Source organism: Halomonas kalidii (genome assembly GCF_030010475.1).
In the GTDB taxonomy this organism is placed as follows: domain Bacteria; phylum Pseudomonadota; class Gammaproteobacteria; order Pseudomonadales; family Halomonadaceae; genus Halomonas; species Halomonas heilongjiangensis.
Map to the genome: position 1 here is coordinate 1 of NZ_JASCQN010000017.1, position 17,435 is coordinate 17,435.

The 17,435-nt window shown below is 58.9% G+C and carries 16 protein-coding genes; 6 read left to right on the top strand and 10 right to left on the bottom strand.

The window, feature by feature from the left end:
* Both QLQ85_RS03020 and QLQ85_RS03025 read left to right on the top strand, forming a co-directional pair.
* On the top strand, window positions 1–2,166 hold a 2,166-nt coding region (locus QLQ85_RS03020), incomplete at its 5' end, for a heavy metal translocating P-type ATPase (protein ID WP_282737638.1).
* A 125-nt stretch (window positions 2,167–2,291) separates the two neighbouring features.
* Window positions 2,292–2,453, top strand: coding sequence for a DUF2933 domain-containing protein (locus tag QLQ85_RS03025; RefSeq protein ID WP_282737639.1), 162 nt, complete (start codon window positions 2,292–2,294; stop codon window positions 2,451–2,453).
* 122 nt (window positions 2,454–2,575) lie between these two features.
* Here QLQ85_RS03025 and QLQ85_RS03030 read toward each other — a convergent pair whose 3' ends face one another.
* The 9 genes from QLQ85_RS03030 to QLQ85_RS03070 form a co-directional block, all read right to left on the bottom strand.
* Window positions 2,576–3,205, bottom strand: coding sequence for a short chain dehydrogenase (locus tag QLQ85_RS03030; RefSeq protein WP_282737640.1), 630 nt, complete (start codon window positions 3,203–3,205; stop codon window positions 2,576–2,578).
* Window positions 3,202–3,915, bottom strand: coding sequence for a GntR family transcriptional regulator (locus tag QLQ85_RS03035; protein WP_282737641.1), 714 nt, complete (start codon window positions 3,913–3,915; stop codon window positions 3,202–3,204). Before QLQ85_RS03035 ends, QLQ85_RS03030 begins: the two co-directional genes overlap by 4 nt.
* 53 nt (window positions 3,916–3,968) lie before the next feature.
* Window positions 3,969–4,988, bottom strand: coding sequence for a proline racemase family protein (locus QLQ85_RS03040; protein ID WP_102629811.1), 1,020 nt, complete (start codon window positions 4,986–4,988; stop codon window positions 3,969–3,971).
* A gap of 38 nt (window positions 4,989–5,026) precedes the next feature.
* The gene (locus QLQ85_RS03045; RefSeq protein ID WP_282737642.1) at window positions 5,027–6,508 is read right to left on the bottom strand and encodes an aldehyde dehydrogenase family protein; all 1,482 of its coding nucleotides are present in this window, start codon (window positions 6,506–6,508) and stop codon (window positions 5,027–5,029) included.
* A 23-nt stretch (window positions 6,509–6,531) separates the two neighbouring features.
* On the bottom strand, window positions 6,532–7,779 hold the full coding sequence (locus tag QLQ85_RS03050) for an NAD(P)/FAD-dependent oxidoreductase (RefSeq protein ID WP_282737643.1): 1,248 nt from the start codon (window positions 7,777–7,779) through the stop codon (window positions 6,532–6,534).
* 66 nt (window positions 7,780–7,845) lie between these two features.
* Entirely contained in the window at window positions 7,846–8,718 is an 873-nt protein-coding gene (dapA, locus tag QLQ85_RS03055; protein WP_282737644.1) for a 4-hydroxy-tetrahydrodipicolinate synthase, read from the bottom strand.
* Window positions 8,719–8,759: 41 nt separating this feature from the next.
* Entirely contained in the window at window positions 8,760–9,422 is a 663-nt protein-coding gene (locus QLQ85_RS03060) for an amino acid ABC transporter permease (protein WP_282737645.1), read from the bottom strand.
* A 10-nt stretch (window positions 9,423–9,432) separates the two neighbouring features.
* A complete protein-coding gene (locus tag QLQ85_RS03065) occupies window positions 9,433–10,104 on the bottom strand; it encodes an amino acid ABC transporter permease (protein WP_282737646.1) in 672 nt (223 codons plus the stop codon).
* An 11-nt stretch (window positions 10,105–10,115) separates the two neighbouring features.
* Window positions 10,116–10,943, bottom strand: coding sequence for an amino acid ABC transporter ATP-binding protein (locus QLQ85_RS03070; protein WP_282737647.1), 828 nt, complete (start codon window positions 10,941–10,943; stop codon window positions 10,116–10,118).
* A gap of 876 nt (window positions 10,944–11,819) precedes the next feature.
* Between QLQ85_RS03070 and QLQ85_RS03075 the strand changes: the two genes are divergently transcribed.
* The 3 genes from QLQ85_RS03075 (at window position 11,820) to QLQ85_RS03085 (ending at window position 14,886) form a co-directional block, all read left to right on the top strand.
* Complete coding sequence (locus QLQ85_RS03075; RefSeq protein WP_282737648.1) at window positions 11,820–12,647, top strand: substrate-binding periplasmic protein; 828 nt, start codon at window positions 11,820–11,822, stop codon at window positions 12,645–12,647.
* Between the two features lie 263 nt (window positions 12,648–12,910).
* Window positions 12,911–13,357, top strand: coding sequence for a universal stress protein (locus tag QLQ85_RS03080; RefSeq protein ID WP_282737649.1), 447 nt, complete (start codon window positions 12,911–12,913; stop codon window positions 13,355–13,357).
* A 2-nt stretch (window positions 13,358–13,359) separates the two neighbouring features.
* Window positions 13,360–14,886 carry an alanine/glycine:cation symporter family protein gene (locus QLQ85_RS03085; protein ID WP_282737650.1) on the top strand — a complete coding sequence of 509 codons (1,527 nt, stop codon included), beginning with the start codon at window positions 13,360–13,362 and terminating at the stop codon, window positions 14,884–14,886.
* A gap of 77 nt (window positions 14,887–14,963) precedes the next feature.
* Here the strand turns inward: QLQ85_RS03085 and QLQ85_RS03090 are convergent, their stop codons facing one another.
* Entirely contained in the window at window positions 14,964–15,884 is a 921-nt protein-coding gene (locus QLQ85_RS03090) for a LysR family transcriptional regulator (protein WP_282737651.1), read from the bottom strand.
* Window positions 15,885–16,057: 173 nt separating this feature from the next.
* Here QLQ85_RS03090 and QLQ85_RS03095 point away from each other — a divergent pair, with 173 nt between their 5' ends.
* Entirely contained in the window at window positions 16,058–17,401 is a 1,344-nt protein-coding gene (locus QLQ85_RS03095; RefSeq protein ID WP_282737652.1) for an aspartate aminotransferase family protein, read from the top strand.
* Window positions 17,402–17,435: the final 34 nt, after the last annotated feature.

Consider the following 17,435-nt stretch of genomic DNA (forward strand, 5'->3'; position numbering starts at 1 on the left):
ACCAACATCGCCAGCCACCGGGTCAGCGTGACCGTCGACGAAGGCGGTCCCGATGGCGAGGCATTGAAAATCGCCGTGGAGGGCGCCGGCTACGACGTGGCGGCGGTCCATGACGAAGGCGAAGAAGAGAGCGCCGACGAGGCCGGGATCGAGGAAGCCTACCTCTCCCAGGCGCGCAAGCGGCTGATCATCGCCGCGGTACCCACCGCCCTGGTCATGATCCTGATGATGCCGCACATGTTCTGGCAGCCGATCCCCGGCTACCTGGCCATCGTGGCACTACTCGCGTTCCCGGTGGTGTTCCTCTACGGCGGCGCCGCCACCCACCGCTCGTCCTGGCGCTCACTGAAGAACGGCACCTTCAACATGGACGTGCTGATCTCCATGGGTAGCCTGCCGCCCTACCTGATCGGTCTGATCGGCTTCGTCTACCCGATGACCTCGTTCATCGAGATGGCCGCCACCATCATGACCTTCCACCTGCTGGGGCGTTACCTGGAGGCGCTGGCCAAGGGGCGCGCCTCCCAGGCGATCCGCCGCCTGCTGACCCTGGGCGCCAAGACGGCCCGGGTGGAGCGTGATGGCGAGGAGGTCGAGGTCCCGGTGAAGGAACTCGCCCCCGGCGACATCATGGTGGTGCGCCCCGGCGACAAGATCCCCACCGACGGCGAGGTGGTCGAGGGCGAGAGCCATCTCGACGAGTCCATCGCCACCGGCGAATCGATACCGGTCTACAAGAGTGTCGGCGACGGCGTGATCGGCGCCACCATCAACAAGGAGGGGCGCCTGCGGGTCAAGGCCACCCGGGTCGGCGGCGATACCTTCCTCGCCCAGGTGGTGCGCCTGATCGACCAGGCCCAGGGCTCGCGGGTGCCGATCCAGGAGTTCGCCGACCGCATGACCGGGCGCTTCGTGCCGGCGGTGCTGCTCATTGCCCTGGCCAGCCTGATCGTCTGGGCGCTGTTGCCGGATGCCCTGCGCCCGATCCTCGACTGGGGCGCGACCTTCCTGCCCTGGGTGAACCCCGAGGCCACCACGCCGGTGCTGGCGATACTGGCCGCCATCGCCGTGCTGGTCATCGCCTGCCCCTGCGCCCTCGGCCTGGCCACGCCCACGGCCCTGATGGTCGGCTCCGGCATCGGCGCCGAGCGCGGCATCCTGATCCGATCCGGCGAGGCGATCCAGACCTTCAAGGACGTCAAGGTGATGGTGCTCGACAAGACCGGCACCATCACCCGCGGCGAACCGAAGCTGACCGACGCCATCCCCGTCGAAGGGAGCGACGAGACCCGGCTGCTGACCCTGGCGGTGAGCGTCGAGAACGCCTCGGAGCACCCCATCGCCCGGGCCATCGTCGATGGCGCCCGGGAACGGGGCGTGCAACCGCAGGAGGTGACGGAGTTCCGTTCCACCGGCGCGCGCGGCGTGTCCGGCAAGGTCGGCAGCGAGACCGTGCTGATCGGCAACCGACGCCTGCTGGAAGAGGAAGGCGTGACCGGCCTCGATGCCCTGGACGACGACATGCAGGCACTCGAGGGCAAGGGGCGCACCGTGGTGATCGTCGCCGCCGATGGCCAGGCATGCGGCATCGTCGCCGTGGCCGATACCCTCAAGGCGGAATCGGTGGAGGCCATTCGCGGCATGCACACGCTGGGCATGCATGTGGTGATGATCACCGGCGACAACGAGCGCGCCGCCCGGGCAGTGGCCGACGAGGTGGGGATCGACGAGGTCCAGGCCGGGGTGCTGCCCGAGGGCAAGGTCGATGCCATCCGCAAGCTGCAGGAGAAGCACGGCAACCATGTGGCCATGGTCGGCGACGGCATCAACGACGCCGCGGCACTCAAGCAGGCCAATGTGGGCATCGCCATCGGCGCTGGCGCCGACGTGGCCATCGAGGCCGCCGACGTGACCCTGGTGCGCGGCGAGCTGACCGGGGTGGTCGACGCCATGCACCTCTCCCGCGCCACCTTCGGCAAGATCGTCCAGAACCTGCTCTGGGCCAGCGGCTACAACGTGGCGGCCATCCCCATCGCCGCCGCCGGCCTGCTGCACCCGATGATCGGCGTCATCGCCATGACCGCGAGCTCCTTGTCGGTGATCGGCAATTCGTTGTTGCTCAAGCGGCGCTTCGTCCGCGAGCAACCCAAGGGAGACGGCTCATGACTCGACATCCTTCACCGCATCACCCTTCGCACGAGAACCGCCAGCCCGAATCTGGCTCGCCGGAGCACCCGGCGCCCGCGACCCCGCCATCGCCGGGCGTACCCTCAGGGTCCCTACACTCCTGGATGATGACCGCCTGCCTGGTACTGATGGGGGGCGCCATGCTACTGCTGATGTGGCGCGGCCAGTCGCTCGCCAGTGGGGCCTGGCTGCTGCTGCCGCTGGCGCTGTGCCTCGGCATGCACCTGCTGATGCACCGCCACCATGGGCGCCGCGGCGATGAATGAGCCGGGGTCCTCTTCTTGAGGACTGCTCGCGCCTAACGTCCTGGCAACGAGGACATTCATTCCCCCGAGACGGGTAAAATTTCAATAAGAAGCAAATTTACAAGCGCCTCAGGTCGACGGCTTCACCAGACCTTCAGGACTTGGCCGGTGACCAGGGATTCCACGCTGCGGCTGTAGGCCAGCGCCACATCGGCGGCCTCCACGGGCTTGAAGCCGCGGAAGAAGGGGCCATACTTGCCCAGCGACTGACGCAAGACACTGGGGCTCACGCTGTTGATGCGGATGCCGCGCGGCATCTCCATGGCGGCCGCCTTGACGAAGGCATCGAGGGCGCCGTTGACCATGCTCGGCGACACGCTGCCGGGCACCGGATGCTCGTTGAGGATGCCGGTGGTCAGGGTGATGGAGCCGCCATCGGTGAGGTGGTCCCGTGCCACCTGGGCGACGTTGACCTGGCCCATCAGCTTGTTCTCGATGCCCAGCAGGTGCTTGGACTCGCCAAGCTTGGCCGGCTCGAGCTCGCTGAAGGGTGCGAAGGTCGCCTTGCCCAGGGTCATGACCACCGCATCCAGCGGGCTCAGTTCCTCGAAGGCTCGCTTGATGGATGCCGGATCGGTGATGTCCAGCTTGATATCACCACTCTGGGTACCGGCCGTAATAATTTCGTGGCGTTCGGAAAGGTGTTCCTTCACGGCGGCACCGATGGTGCCGCTGGCACCGATAATGAGCACCTTCAATCGCTTGTCGCTCATGCTTCCAACTCCTCTCTTTTGCCAATCCAGTCCAGTTTCAGTTCAGTGACGTGACTCTTGTTCAGGTAATCGATGAAGCGCTTCCGAAACAGTTCCGTGTGTTCATGGGCAGCCTCTTCGGCTTTGCTCATGTCCCTGTCGGCAATAGCCGTTATGATGTCTTCGTGATCGTTGCCAATCGTCCGGGAAAGGTCGCTGATGATGAAGTTCAGTTGCAGGTGAATCAGCCGTTGTCCCTCATCGAGGAGATTCTCGTAGTATTGCGTCAGATAGGGGTTTCCCCCCGCCCGGGAAACGCACAGGTGGAACTCCTTGTTCTTCTCCGACATCATGCCGAAATCCGAGGCTTCCACCGCCGCCATGTACTCCTGGTTCTTGCGGCGGATCTCGTCGAGCTCGGCGTCACTCCGGAGGCCTGCCGCAAGGCGCGTGACGGCACGCTGAACGAGGTCGAGGGCATCCAGGTAGCGAGGCAAGCCTTCGAAGTCGATGGGCTTGACGATGACGTTTCTATTGCTGAGCACCGTCACCAGCCCTTCGCTATGCAGGCGCGCCAGGGCATCACGGATGGGCGACCTGGACAGGTTGAAACTTTCGGCCAATGACACTTCATCAAGCGGGCTCCCCGGCTTGAGATCAAGCGTCAGGATCTTGCGCCGAAGCGTTTCGTAGACGTAGCGGCCACCATGCCTTTTTGTTGTGCTAGCCATAGGTTTTTCCCTATCAGGATGGAAGGATTGCAACGATCATCATAGCAGGCCCATCAACCCTGTCCCCAGGTATCGGACAGCGTAAAGCCATCGGCCAGGGGATCGTCCGGATCGACTCCCAACTGGTGGAAACCATAGACCCAGGCACGCCCCGTCACGCTGGGCAATACCGCCTGCTTGTCGGCAATGGTCGCTATATCCCGTGCCTCGACCTGGAACTCTCCCCCGATGATGGAGCGCGACACGAGCCGATCGCCCTTCTTGACGAGCCCTCTCTCGATGAGCGTCGCGAGATTGGCCGAGCTTCCCGTCCCGCAAGGAGAGCGGTCCACCCGTCCAGGGGGAAGGGTGGTACAGGTCTGGTAGAGCCCATCCTCCAGTCGATTGCGGAACATGACATAGGCCACGCCGCTTAACGAGCTTAGCACCGGGTGCTGCACGTCGATCTGGTGATTCACGATCTTCTTGATGGACGCTCCCAGTTCGGCAAGCCGGCGCGCATTCTCCGGCTTGATCTCGAGTCCGACCTGGTCGACATCGACGAGCGCATAGAAGACACCGCCGAAGGCGATATCGAGCTTGATGCTGCCCAGGCCCGGTACCTCGACGGTTCGATCCAGGGCATCGACGAAGGCCGGTACCATATCCAGCTTGACACTCGTGCAACGGCCCGCCGAGCAATGGGCCTGGGCCTTGATGAGCCCTGCCGGGGTGTCGATGGTTACCGTGGTCACCGGCTCCTGCATCTTCACCATCCCCAGTTCGAGCAGGGCCGTCACCACACAGATGCAGTTGCTGCCGGACATGGGGTGTGCCTTGTCGGCCTGGAGGACGATCATTCCCGCGTCCGCCTCCGGCAATCGGCTTGGCAGCAGGAGATTGACCGACATCTGCAGGCAACCACGGGGTTCCTGGGTGACGAGGCGCCGCAAGGAGTCATCGACGTCGTTGATGTAATGCATCTTGTCGAGCATCGTCGAGCCAGGCAGGTCCAGGACGCCGCCCGTAATGACCTTCCCGACCTCACCTTCACAGTGAACGTCGACCAGCTGTAGTGTCTTTTGCCAACGCATATGGTGTCCTCAGCTCAGCGATACTCGTGATCGACAGCTTACTTGATGAACCAGCCCCAGGGCTTGTCGCTGACGTAGCTGGTGATCTGCTTGGTCTCGAAGTAGTTCTCGTAGCCCCACTCGCCGAGCTCGCGGCCGATGCCGCTCTTCTTGTAGCCGCCCCAGGGTGCCTCGACGAAGGTGGGCTGCGAGCAGTTGATCCAGATGATGCCGGCCTGCAGGTCGCGGGCGACTCGCTCGCAGCGCTCGAGGTCCTTGGACATGACGGCGCCGGCCAGGCCGTACTCCGAGTCGTTGGCCACGCGCACGGCCTCTTCCTCGGTCGCGAAGCGGCGGATCGCCACCACCGGGCCGAAGACCTCTTCCTTCCACAGGTCGCAGTCCTCGGGCACGTCGACGAAGATGGCGGGCTCCAGGTAGTAGCCCTTCTCAAGGCCGGCCGGACGCTCGCCGCCGTACACCAGGGTAGCGCCGTCACGCTTGCCTGCCTCGATGGCCCCGGTCACCTTCTCGTACTGGGCGGCGTTGACCAGTGGCCCGAGCAGGACGCCATCCTGCATGCCGTTGCCGATCTTGAGCTTGCGGGCTTCCTCGACCAGGCGCTCCATCAGCTTCGGATAGAGGTTCTCCTGCACCAGAACCCGGGAGGTCGCGGAGCACACCTCGCCCTTGTTCCAGAAGATGCCGAACATCAGCCATTCGACGGCGTCCTCGAGGTCGCAATCGTCGAAGATGATCAGCGGCGACTTGCCGCCCAGCTCCAGGCTGACGTTCTTGATGTCCTGGGCGGCCACCTTCATGAGCTTGCTGCCGGTCGGCACGCTGCCGGTGAAGGCGATCTTGTCCACCAGCGGATGCTCGGTGAGCGGCGCCCCCGCCTCGATCCCGATGCCGGGCAGGATGTTGACCACGCCGGGCGGGATCTCCGCCTCCTCGCAGATGGCCGCCATCTCCAGCGCGGTCAGCGAAGTGACCTCGGAGGGCTTGAGCACCACGGTGCAGCCCGCGGCGATCGCCGGCGCCACCTTCCAGGAGGCCATCAGCATCGGGAAGTTCCATGGCGTGATCGCCGCCACGACACCCACCGGCTGCTTGATGGCCTTGGAGACGAAGCCGTCTTCCGCCAGCTCCACGGTCTTCTCCGGCTGCTCGTCGCCGCGCTCGGCCAGGTCGGCATAGAAATCGAAGCACCCGGCGGTGTCCTCGATGTCCCAGACGGCCTCGGGCATCGGCTTGCCGTTGTCGCGCACCTCGATGGTGGCCAGCTCGTCGACCCGCGCGCGGATCCCTTCGGCGACACGACGCAGATAGCCGGCACGCTCCTTGCCGCTCATCTTCGGCCAGGGCCCGTTGTCGAAGGCGTCGCGGGCGGCCTTCACGGCGGCATCGACGTCCTCGGCCGTCGCGGAGGCCACATGGGCGAAGACGCTCTCATCGCTGGGGTCGATAGCAGGGAATGTCTGGCCCTTGGCAGGCTTGACCCACTGACCATTGATATACAGCTTGTCGTAGGAATCCATTGTCCTCTCCATGTCTGGTTGATTCAGAATCTTGATGCCCGAAAAGGGGTGATGTCCTCGGCACTCTTTCGCCCCTGGAGGAGATCGCTCACCAGCCGCCCCGTAGTGGCCCCCAGTGTCAACCCAAGTTGGCCATGGCCGAAGGTCATGACGACATTGTCGAGCCTAGGTGACTTGTCGATCACTGGTTTGGTATCCGGCAGGAATGGGCGCCAACCTATGCCGAACTCGACGTCCGAAGTGTCGAGCGAGGGCATGATGCGTTTTGCCTTTTTCAGGATGATCTTGGCGCGATCATAGTTGGGGGAGGCATTGTCACCAGCAAACTCGATGGTGCCGCCGATCTGTAGTCCCCTGGTCATGGGTATGAACCCGAATCCACCATCGGCATAAACCGTGGAATGGTTGAGATTGATGCCGGCATTTCGTACCACGACCTGATAGCCGCCGATACCCATCAGGGGGACCTTGACGCCCAGGGTGTCGAAGAATCTCTTGCTGCCGTTACCGGCAGCCACTACCAGTTGCTCGACGGGAATCGATCGTCCACTATCCAGTGTGATCCCAGTCGCCTTTCCTTGACTCGTCTGGATGCTCTGGACGGTATCCTTTATCCTCACTCCACCTTGACTGACGAAGCTCTTGGTCAACTCCGCTATGAAGCCTTCCGTGTCCCGAACGCTTCTCCAGTCGCTGAGCAAGAGCCCATGAGAGAATTTTCCTGCCAAGGCCGGCTCGAGATCACCAATCTCTTTTGCCCCGAGGGTCTCGACCTTGAAGCCAAGCTCACGGCGAAGTTCGATATAGACCTGCTCATCCTCCAGGCCTGAACGTGTATCGAACACTTCCAGTGTCGGCTGGCTTCCGATCAGGTCATCATTCTCGCACTTGTCGAAAAGAGGTTGATAATCCTGATAGACCTTGCTCGTCAGCGAAGCAAGTTCCTGGGCTATGGCATCGATCCGGGACCGACGCGCATTGGCCATGAATCGAACCATCCACGGCAAGAGTCCCGGCACAGCCCTTGGGCGTAATGCCAGAGGCCCCTTCTGATCCAGCATCCAGCCCGGTACTTTCTTCAGGATTCCCGGCTTGGAGAGCGGAATGATTTCACTTACGGCCATCTGGCCACAGCTCCACTTGGCAGTGCTGTCGCCGGGTTCCGCAGGGTCTACCAACGTAACGTTCTTGCCTTCCCGTTGGAGGTAGAGTGCACAGCAGACCCCAACAATGCCACCGCCTATGACCACAGTAGATGGAGCGACGCTCATCAGCTGACCTCTCGCGTTAGAGACAGGCACGACCGATCCCTCGGCCGTGCCAGACGATCCCCAGTGTTAGACCTGCTCGTAGGCCTGGCGGAACTCGGCCTTCTCGGCATCGCTGAGGGGCTGCAGCGGCATGCGGGCGTTGCCGACCGAGAAGCCGTTGAGCTCGCAGCCGTACTTGATCTTCTGGATGAACTTGCTGGTTTCCAGGCTGTTCATGACCGGGAAGATCTTCTGGGAGATGCTCTTGGCGCTGTCGATGTCTCCCGCCATGTAGTCGTTGTAAAACTTGTTGATGTTCTCCGGCATGATGTTGGCCGGTGCACTGATCCAGCTGGTGGCACCCCACAGGAAGTAGTCCAGGGCGATATCGTCGGAGCCACAGCACAGGTCGATCTTGCCCCTGTACTTGGTGCCGATATCGATGGCACGCATCAGCTCGCCGCTGCTTTCCTTGATGGCGATCACGCGTGGATCGTCCTGCAGACCGTCCATCACGCTGTAGCCGAGCTCGATGGCCACGCGCATCGGGTAGTTGTAGAGCACCAGCTCGACATCGGGTACCGCATCGAGGATGGCGCGGTAGTGGCCCAGCAGCTCCTCGTCGGACGGCACGGAGTAGAACGGCGGCGCGACCAGCACGGCGTTGTAGCCGGCGTCGCGGTTCTGCTTGACCTGCTCGATGACCTCGCGGGTGGAGGGAGCGTTGGCCCCGGCGATCAGCATGCCGCGGTCGCCCACCACTTCCTTGACGGTCTTCAGGACTTCACGACGCTCTTCGTTGGTCATCGCGTAGGATTCGCCGGTGGACCCCAGCGGCGCGAAGCCGGTGGCACCCATCTTCAGCTGGTGTTCGAGCAGGTCGGCCAGGACCTGGTGATTGATCTTGTCGTTGGCGTCAAACGGCGTAACGAGCGCGGGGATAATGCCTTCGAGCTTCATTCGAATCTCCGGTTTACCTAAGGGTTGCTTTGATAATGCTGCTACACGAAGCGGCGTAGCAGATTCGCTTCTACCAAGTCGACCAAGCGAGTTATCGGAAATGCCACTGCAAAATAGATTACTGCTGCAGCTGTCAGAAACTCGACTGGACGGGCAGTGCTGGAAGATATGTTTGAGCTCACGAACATCAAGTCTGCGATCCCGACAGAGGAAATCAGTGCACTTTCCTTGAAGAGTGCCACGATATTCGACATCAACGGCGGAATCGAACGTAGCAGGGCCTGGGGGAAAATGACACTGACGGCTTTCACCCTAAAGTTAAGCCCCAAGGCGACGCAGGCGTCATGCTGCTCCCCCGAGATGGACTTCAGTGAGCCACGAAATGTTTCGCTGGTGATTGCCGCCATGAACAGCACCATGGAGATCAAGACAGATACATAGGGTGGAATATCTTGTCCGATCACCAGTGGCAGGCAGAAGAAGATCCAGAAGAGCTGGATCAGCATCGGTGTCCCGCGGAAGAACTCGACATACAGGCGAGAAGGCCACTTGAGGATACGGAATGGGCTCACCCTCATGAGGCTTATAATAAAGCCCAGCAGGGTGCCGACCACGGCGGACGTTATCGTAAAGAACAGCGTGATGCCCAGGCCTTGAAGAAGGACATCCCAGTAGCTGAAGACTCTCAATAAATCAAAATTCATGGCGACCTCCTCAACGCTCTACCGAAACGTCCTGACGACGCTCCAGGTATGTTACGACCTGAGAAATAGGTAGCGACATCAGGAAGTAGATCACCGCGACGGTGGTATATACTTCCAGGGGTCTATATGTATCGGTCGCCAGTATCTTGCCTGCGTACATCAGGTCCGCCACCGCCACGATGGCAACGAGTGCGCTCTGTTGCAGGATGGTGATGCCATTCGTCATCAGCACGGGGATCGCATTCCTCAGAGCCTGGGGAAAGATCACATGAACCGTTTTAATCCAGGGGCCCAGTCCCAGTGCGACACAGGCATCGTGATGTTCCTTGGGCACAGACTGTATGCCTGCCCGATATGCCTCGGCATTGAAGGCAATCAGGTTAAGGCCCAGTGCCAGCACCCCCATTGTAATGGGATCCAGAAACACGTTGAAGAGTATGGGAACACAATAAAAGAACCATACCACCTGTATCAAGACAGGGGTGCATCGAAAGAATTCGATAAACAGCTTGGCGGGTAAGCGTATCACCCAGAGTGGGGCCATGGCCATCAAGCAGACCACAAAGCCTACTGTAAGGCCAAGTACATTGGCACCCAGCGCCAGCAACAAGGTTGTCTTCAGCCCCTCAAGCAAAGGCCAAATGCCTTCGGCTAGAAAACTAAAATCAAATATATAGTTCATGACGATTTACCTCACTTGAGATGCAGCACCTTGTTGAGGAAATCCTTGGTCCTTTCCTCCTTGGGATCATTGAACATGATTTCTGGATCCCCTTTCTCTACTACCTTTCCGCCAGCTACAAAAACCGACTCGGTAGCAATCTTCTTGGCAAAGTGCATGTCGTGGGTAACGATCATCATGGCCATTTTCTGTTGTGCAAGATCAAGCATCACCTTCTCTATCTCCGCAACCATCTCTGGATCCAGGGCCGATGTTACCTCATCAAACAACATCAACTTTGGCTCCAGCATGAGGGCACGGGCAATGGCTACCCGCTGTTTCTGGCCACCGGAGAGCTTGCCTGGGTAGCTGCGTATCTTGTCTTCCATGCCGAGGCGTGCGAGGTATTCACTGGCGCGGTCTTCCGCTTCCGACCTGGCCATGCCATGGATCTTGATGGGGGAAAGCGTTAAGTTGCTGAGCACCGAGAGGTGTGGAAACAGCGTGTAGTGCTGGAACACCATTCCAATCTTGTTGCGGGCCGCTATATCACGCTTGGTACGTCCCTTATGGTCTACAGAGATGTAAGGCTCGGAGTCAAAGTATATTTCACCCTTGTCGATTGACTCCAGGCCCATCAATACCCTGAGCAGCGTGCTTTTCCCGCTACCACTCGGACCGATGATCACCAACCTGTCACCTGCTTTCATTTGCAGGTCCATTTCATCCATGACGACACAATCTTCTCCGAATTTCTTGGAGACTCCCTTGAATTCAATCAAAGGCTTGGTCTTTGCCGATCCTGGGTGATCAACGATATTGGCACCTATGTCTTTGTTGATGTTTTTAGCCATATTCATTAGCTTCTCCAAAGCCGTTTGATTGGTTTGATACTAATGGAGGGTGAGGAGCGCTCCGCCATGCTGTGAGGCAGGCAATCTCCTTCCTTGTGTGCGCGAGCAGGTTTGAAACGTGCTGGAGAAAACATATCGACCTCTAATTCTTCTATTTGTGATGAAAGCCCGATTCTCTGTGTGTGCAGATCTGCATACAACTGTAGATAGGGTCGTTCGAGCCTGTCAAGGGATATCCGGTGAGGAGGGGGGATGCAGCCAAGCGTGCTGAATCCTTCCCTGGCTTGTGATTAACATGTTGATAAAAAAGGGATAATTACTTGAGCAATAGGCCTCCCCCCTCCATTGCCAAACTATAATTAGTTTCAATATGCTCGATTGCGACTAATGTCTTACGGTCGATCCTTCCGAGCGGAGGTGGCCATGCCTCATGAAATAACAAATAGATATATGCAAATCACCCTTCCTTGCAGACAGGCGTCCACAGAGGGCACACCCGGGAAGACCCGGGATGACGGAAGGCTCATTCGGTGGGCATCGAGGCGTGCACGATAGCTAGGTGTCGAGGCGGTGGTGTCCTGTTGGGCTGACCCATAAATTACGTTAGGCAACAGTTGGTTGGATCAAGTCCTCGGGTCATGTGAACCACGGGCCCGTACCGCCCATTCCGGGGGTGGAGTCGCCCACAGAGGCTCGGAGTGATGATCCTATTGCTATCTCTTGTTGACTTGCTGTTAGCCTGATTCTACGTTGTATGCAGGTCTGCATACTTGAGAGGCGGGCCGACATGTCGCTGGGTACGCGGAACCATGGCCTACTCAGCGGCATGGACCGAATGCTGAGGCACACTTCATATAACTTTCAAAAACAAGGGCTTATTAAATGACACTACTCATCTCTCGTCGTTCCTTGGCCACTGCTTGCTGCATGGCCACACTGGGCTTGGCAACCAGTTCATCGGTTTTTGCAGCCGATGACACCTGGGAGGGTGTGAAGGAGGCAGGCGAGCTGCGCTGCGGTGCCGCCATTGCCACGCCCTACGTCATGAAGGACCCCAGGACCAACGAGTACGCTGGGTTCTTCGTCGAGATGTGTCGCGGGTTCGCCGACCATCTGGGGGTAGAGGCGACCTTCGTTGACACCAACTGGGACAATCTCGTCGCTGGCGTTCAGAGTAATCGCTGGGACCTTGCGATGGCGCTCAATCAGACCCCGGAGCGCGAAAAGGCGGTCGCATTCTCCGAGCCCGTATCCAACTATGAGGTTTCCTTTCTCTACAATAAGGACAACCCCAAGTTCTCCGACGGGGTCAACAACCTCGAGGATATCGATCACGAGAATATCACTATCGCCGTCATGTCCGGCACCGTGCAGGACAAGACCGTGAGCGAAAGCATCGAGGATGCCGGCGTCATGCGCCTTCCGGGCATGGATGAGACACGCTTGGCTGTCATGTCCCGTCGAGCGGATATCCTGGCTGATGCCAATGACACCAATCTACTGTTCCAGCACGCGAACCCTGAATGGGCGGAGATCATGACTCCCACTCCTCCCTTGGCCCGCCAAGGCGTTGCATTTGGTCTGAACAAATCAACACCAGAGGCTGATATTCAGGAGCTCAATGAGTTTATCTTGAGCAAAAAAGAAGCTGGCGAAGTTGAAGAAATGATAGACGAGGCTGCAAAAATCGCTGTTGAACAGATGGAATAACTCACATCTATAGCGATATCAGGATTTGCTGTACGGCAGTGATTCTTGCTGGACAGCAAATCCGAGAAGCTCATCATGTTAGTTTCAGCTTTCTGTAGAATTTTAAATGTTTCTGAAACTTTCACTGTCAGCTATTTTTACTCATGGCGATAATGCGATCTTGACCTGCAAGATACTAGAGCTGTTGGTGGGGTTTTGTTTCGCCTGCTCATTTTTTTATGACTCGCCTTGAGGTTTTCAACTATGACGATAGGTGAAGTGCTATGGATTCAGTTCTTGTAGGAGTGGATAAAAGTCGTCGGTCCTGGCGTGCTGTAAAGTTTGCGCTGGAAAGGGCAGCGATGCACGACTGGGATGTCACAATAGTTCATGTCATCAACTGGTCTCCTTATAAGTTCTCCACGAAAGAAGATAATGAGAGGCGGCCTATCAAGAGGCAGCAGGAGATTTCGCGTGCTGAATCCGATGTTATTAAACCCTTGATGGAATGGATTTCTGAAGAGAATCTATATCCCGATACTTCCAGGGTGACAACGCTGATAAGGCATGGGCGCCCTTCTGATACGATGATCAAGCTGGCCAAGAGTGGTGGCTACGACCTGGTTGTTGTTGGTCGTGCCGGTGAGTCAAGGATGCGGTCGGCTTTATTCGGCAGCACCGCCAGCCGTGTTGCTGAGAATTCTTCTGTTCCCGTAGTGGTGGTGCCCTGAACATGATGACTCTGGAATCGATCTTTACAGTAGAGATCTTCGCTCTCTTCAATAGCGGTATTATTGATACAACCTTGGATCGTTACTTTCAGCCATTTGCTACATGGTTGGCATCGATCGTCTTTTATCCGCTCCCCTTATTTGGCACAGAGGCTCCGGTAATTGTTCTTTGGCTTATCGTTGCCGGAACTTTTTTTACCGTGTGGTTGCGGTTCCTCAATATTCGTGGGATGAAGCACGCCTTTAACCTCGTGAGAGGAAAGTATACGCCCGAAGATGCTGTCGGCGAAGTCAGTCACTTTCAGGCACTATCTACTGCTGTTTCCAGCACCGTTGGGCTTGGCAATATTGCAGGTGTTGCCATTGCCATCACCTTGGGTGGGCCGGGGGCTGCCTTCTGGATGGTTGTTGCCGGTTTTTTCGGCATGTCCACCAAAATGGTCGAGTGCATGCTGGCCGTTAAGTACCGGCATGTTCACCCGGATGGCACTACCTCGGGTGGGCCAATGTATTACCTACGTGATGGCTTGGCGGAGCTGGGCTTTGTCAAGATTGGTAAGGTCCTTGCGGTGTGCTGGGCATTGTTCATGATGATCGCGGCTCTTGGTACCAATGCATTTCAGGCGAATCAGGCCACCCAGCAGCTCGTCGATGTGGCCAATGTTGATTGGCTGATCAATAACAAGTGGGCTATTGGTATGCTGCTTGCTGCTTTGACAGCTGCAGTCATCATAGGTGGGATAAAATCCATCGCCCGGGTCACAAGCATCCTGGTGCCCTTCATGACCCTGCTTTATGTTACTGCCTGCCTTGTTGTTATTTCCGTTAATATCACTGGTATTCCTGCTGCTATCGGCGAGATTGTTACAGGCGCTTTTTCACCGCAAGGTGTAGCGGGTGGTGTTGTGGGCTCACTAGTTGTTGGCCTCCAACGCGCTACTTTTTCAAACTCCGCAGGTGTTGGTGATGCGGCGGTAGCTCACTCGGCTGTCAAGACTAATCGCCCCGCCACTGAAGGATTTGTGGCCTCTCTGGAACCTTTTATTGATACGATCATTGTATGTTCGATGACAGCGCTGTGCATCGTGCTCACCGGGACTTGGCAAGGTTCTGATGTGCATGAGGTTAGCGGTGTTACGCTGACATCCCGTGCCTTTGAGACAGTTGCACCGTCCTTTTCTTATGTACTGGCATTCGCCGTATTTCTATTTGCCTACTCAACGATCCTCAGTAACTCTTATTACGGCATGAAAGGGTTTGGCTTTCTTCTTGGTGACAACCCCAAGGCTGAAGTCGCTTATAAGGTCATTTTTCTTTGCTTTACGGTGATTGGAGCCGCCACCGCTCTTGCACCTGTCATTCTGTTTGCTGACTCGGTGTTTTTCCTGTTGGCTCTCTGCAATATTATCGGACTTTACTTCCTGGCTAACGTGGTCCGCAGGGAGTTCAATAGCTACTGGAAAAAACTGAAGTCCGGTGAGTATATGGTCCTCGAAAACAGTAACTCGTCTCTCAGCAGTAGCAATTGACGTCCATGAGACTTTCATGCCTGACTGACAGCTATAATCTTCACATGCTCTTGTTCCCGGCCTTATTGGCCGGGTTTTTATTTCGCCGTCAGCTTCTCCAGCGCTTCAAGATAGCTTTCCAGCACCAGGTTGGGCGGGGCTCCCTTGCGGGTGATGGCGCTGTAGCGGGTGAGATAGTGCCACCTGTCGGGATTCAGGGCGCGCATCCGGCCGTCACGCACCCACCTATCGGCGTAGTGGGTGGGCAGGTAACCGATGTAGCGACCGGACAGGATCAGAAAGGCGATGCCTTCCCGATCGGTGGCCGAGGCGGCCGCCCTTAGGGGCTCATGGAGCGCCTTGATCTCCGGTGTCTGGGCATAGGCGGGTATCACGGCGTCACAGTTCGCCAATTGCTCTTCCGTGATCTCCTCGGCGTCGAACAGCGGATGCCCGGAAGCGCAGTAGAGCTGCGAGGTTTCCCCGTACAGCGAGAGGTAATGCAGGCCGGGCAAGGTCTTGAGCGCCGGAATCACGCCGGTATGCAGGCGACCATCGAGCACGGCCAGCTCGATATCGCTGGGCGGTATCATGCGGATGTTGATGCGCACATCCGGACCGCGCTCCTTGAGTGCGCTGAGGGCATTGGTGATATGCATCTCGGGCATGGTCACCAGGTTGTCGGTGATGCCGATATTGAGCTCGCCCTTGAGCCAGGCATGCAGGCCGTTGACCCGGGTGCGGAAGCCCTCCACGGCCGCCAGCAGCTGCAGTATGGCCTCGTAGACCTCGGCCCCCTCCTCGGTCAGCGAAAAGCCACTGCGGCCTCGCTGGCACAGGCGCAGGCCGAGCCGCGTCTCCAGGTCGTTCATCGCCATGCTGATGGCGGCCCGACTGATGTTCAGCTCCACCTCGGCGGCGGAAAAACCACCGCACTCCACCACCTTGCGGTAGATCCTCAGCAGGCGCAGATCGGCATCGCTCAGTTGGCCCGTCAAGGCCTCCTTGCGGCGCGACATCGGCATGCCCTCCTCTCGACGACGTTCGGCTTCGAGGGTATCGCTGCCAAGACAGAAAGTTAAGCAATGACTTGCATGAAATTAAATACATCTGGATTTAACTTATTGACAGCCGGAGCTAGCCTACTGCTACAGAACCATCGACAACGGCGATATCAACAGAGGGTGCTGCCATGTCCGAGCGTGACTTCTCCCAGACCGCGGGGCTGAGCCCAGAGCAGCTGGATGCCTACTGGATGCCCTATACCGGTAACCGCCAGTTCAAGCGCGACCCGCGAATCATCGTCGGTGCCGAGGGCAGCTACCTGACCGATGCCCAGGGCCGGCAAGTCTTCGACGGCCTCTCCGGCCTGTGGACCTGCGGTGCGGGTCACGGCCGCCCCGAGATCACCGAGGCCGTGGCTCGGCAGCTCGCCACGCTGGACTATGCCCCGGCCTTCCAGTACGGCCACCCCAAGGCCTTCGAGCTGGCCCACCGAATCCGTGAGTTGACGCCTGCGGGCCTCGACTACGTGTTCTTCACCGGCTCCGGCTCCGAGAGCGCCGACACCTCGCTGAAGATCGCTCGTGCCTACTGGCGCAAGAAGGGCAAGCCGACCAAGACCAAGTTGATCGGCCGCTCCAAGGGCTATCACGGCGTCAACTTCGGTGGCTTCAGCCTGGGCGGCATCGGCGCCAACCGTACCCTCTTCGGACAGGGCGTCGATGCCGACCACCTGCCCCATACCCTGCTGCCGGAAAATGCCTTCACCAGGGGCATGCCCGAGCGTGGCGCCGAGCGGGCCGAGGAGCTGCTGGAGCTGATCGCCCTGCACGATGCCTCCAACATCGCCGCGGTGATCGTCGAGCCCCTGGCCGGCTCGGCCGGGGTGATCCCGCCGCCCGTGGGCTACCTGCAGCGGCTGCGCGAGATCTGCGACCAGCACGAGATCCTGCTGATCTTCGACGAGGTCATCACCGGCTTCGGCCGCATGGGGTCCATGACCGGCGCCGAGGAGTTCGGCGTGGTGCCGGACATCATCAACGTCGCCAAGCAGCTGACCAACGGTGCGGTACCCATGGGCGCGGTGATCGTCCAGGGCGAGATCTACCACACCTTCATGGAACAGGGCGGGCCCGACTACATGCTCGAGCTGCCCCACGGCTACACCTACTCGGGCCATCCGGTGGCCTGTGCCGCGGCGCTGGCGGCCCTGGACGTGCTCGAGAACGATCGCCTGATCGAGCGCGTGCGGGAGATGGGGCCGATCTTCGAGGAATCGCTGCACGGCCTCAAGGGCAGCCGCTATATCAGCGACATTCGCAACTATGGGCTGGCCGGCGCCCTGCAGATCGAGCCCTACCCCGGCGAGCCGGCACGGCGCCCCTTTGAAATCGCCATGAAGTGCTGGGAGAAGGGCTTCTACGTGCGCTACGGCGGCGACACCATCCAGCTCGGCCTGCCCTTCATCGTCGAGCGCGAGGAGATCGACCGCCTCGTCAATGTGCTGGGGGATGCCATCGGCGAACTGGACTGAACTCAACTTGTACTCGTTTCTTCTAGAGGTATTG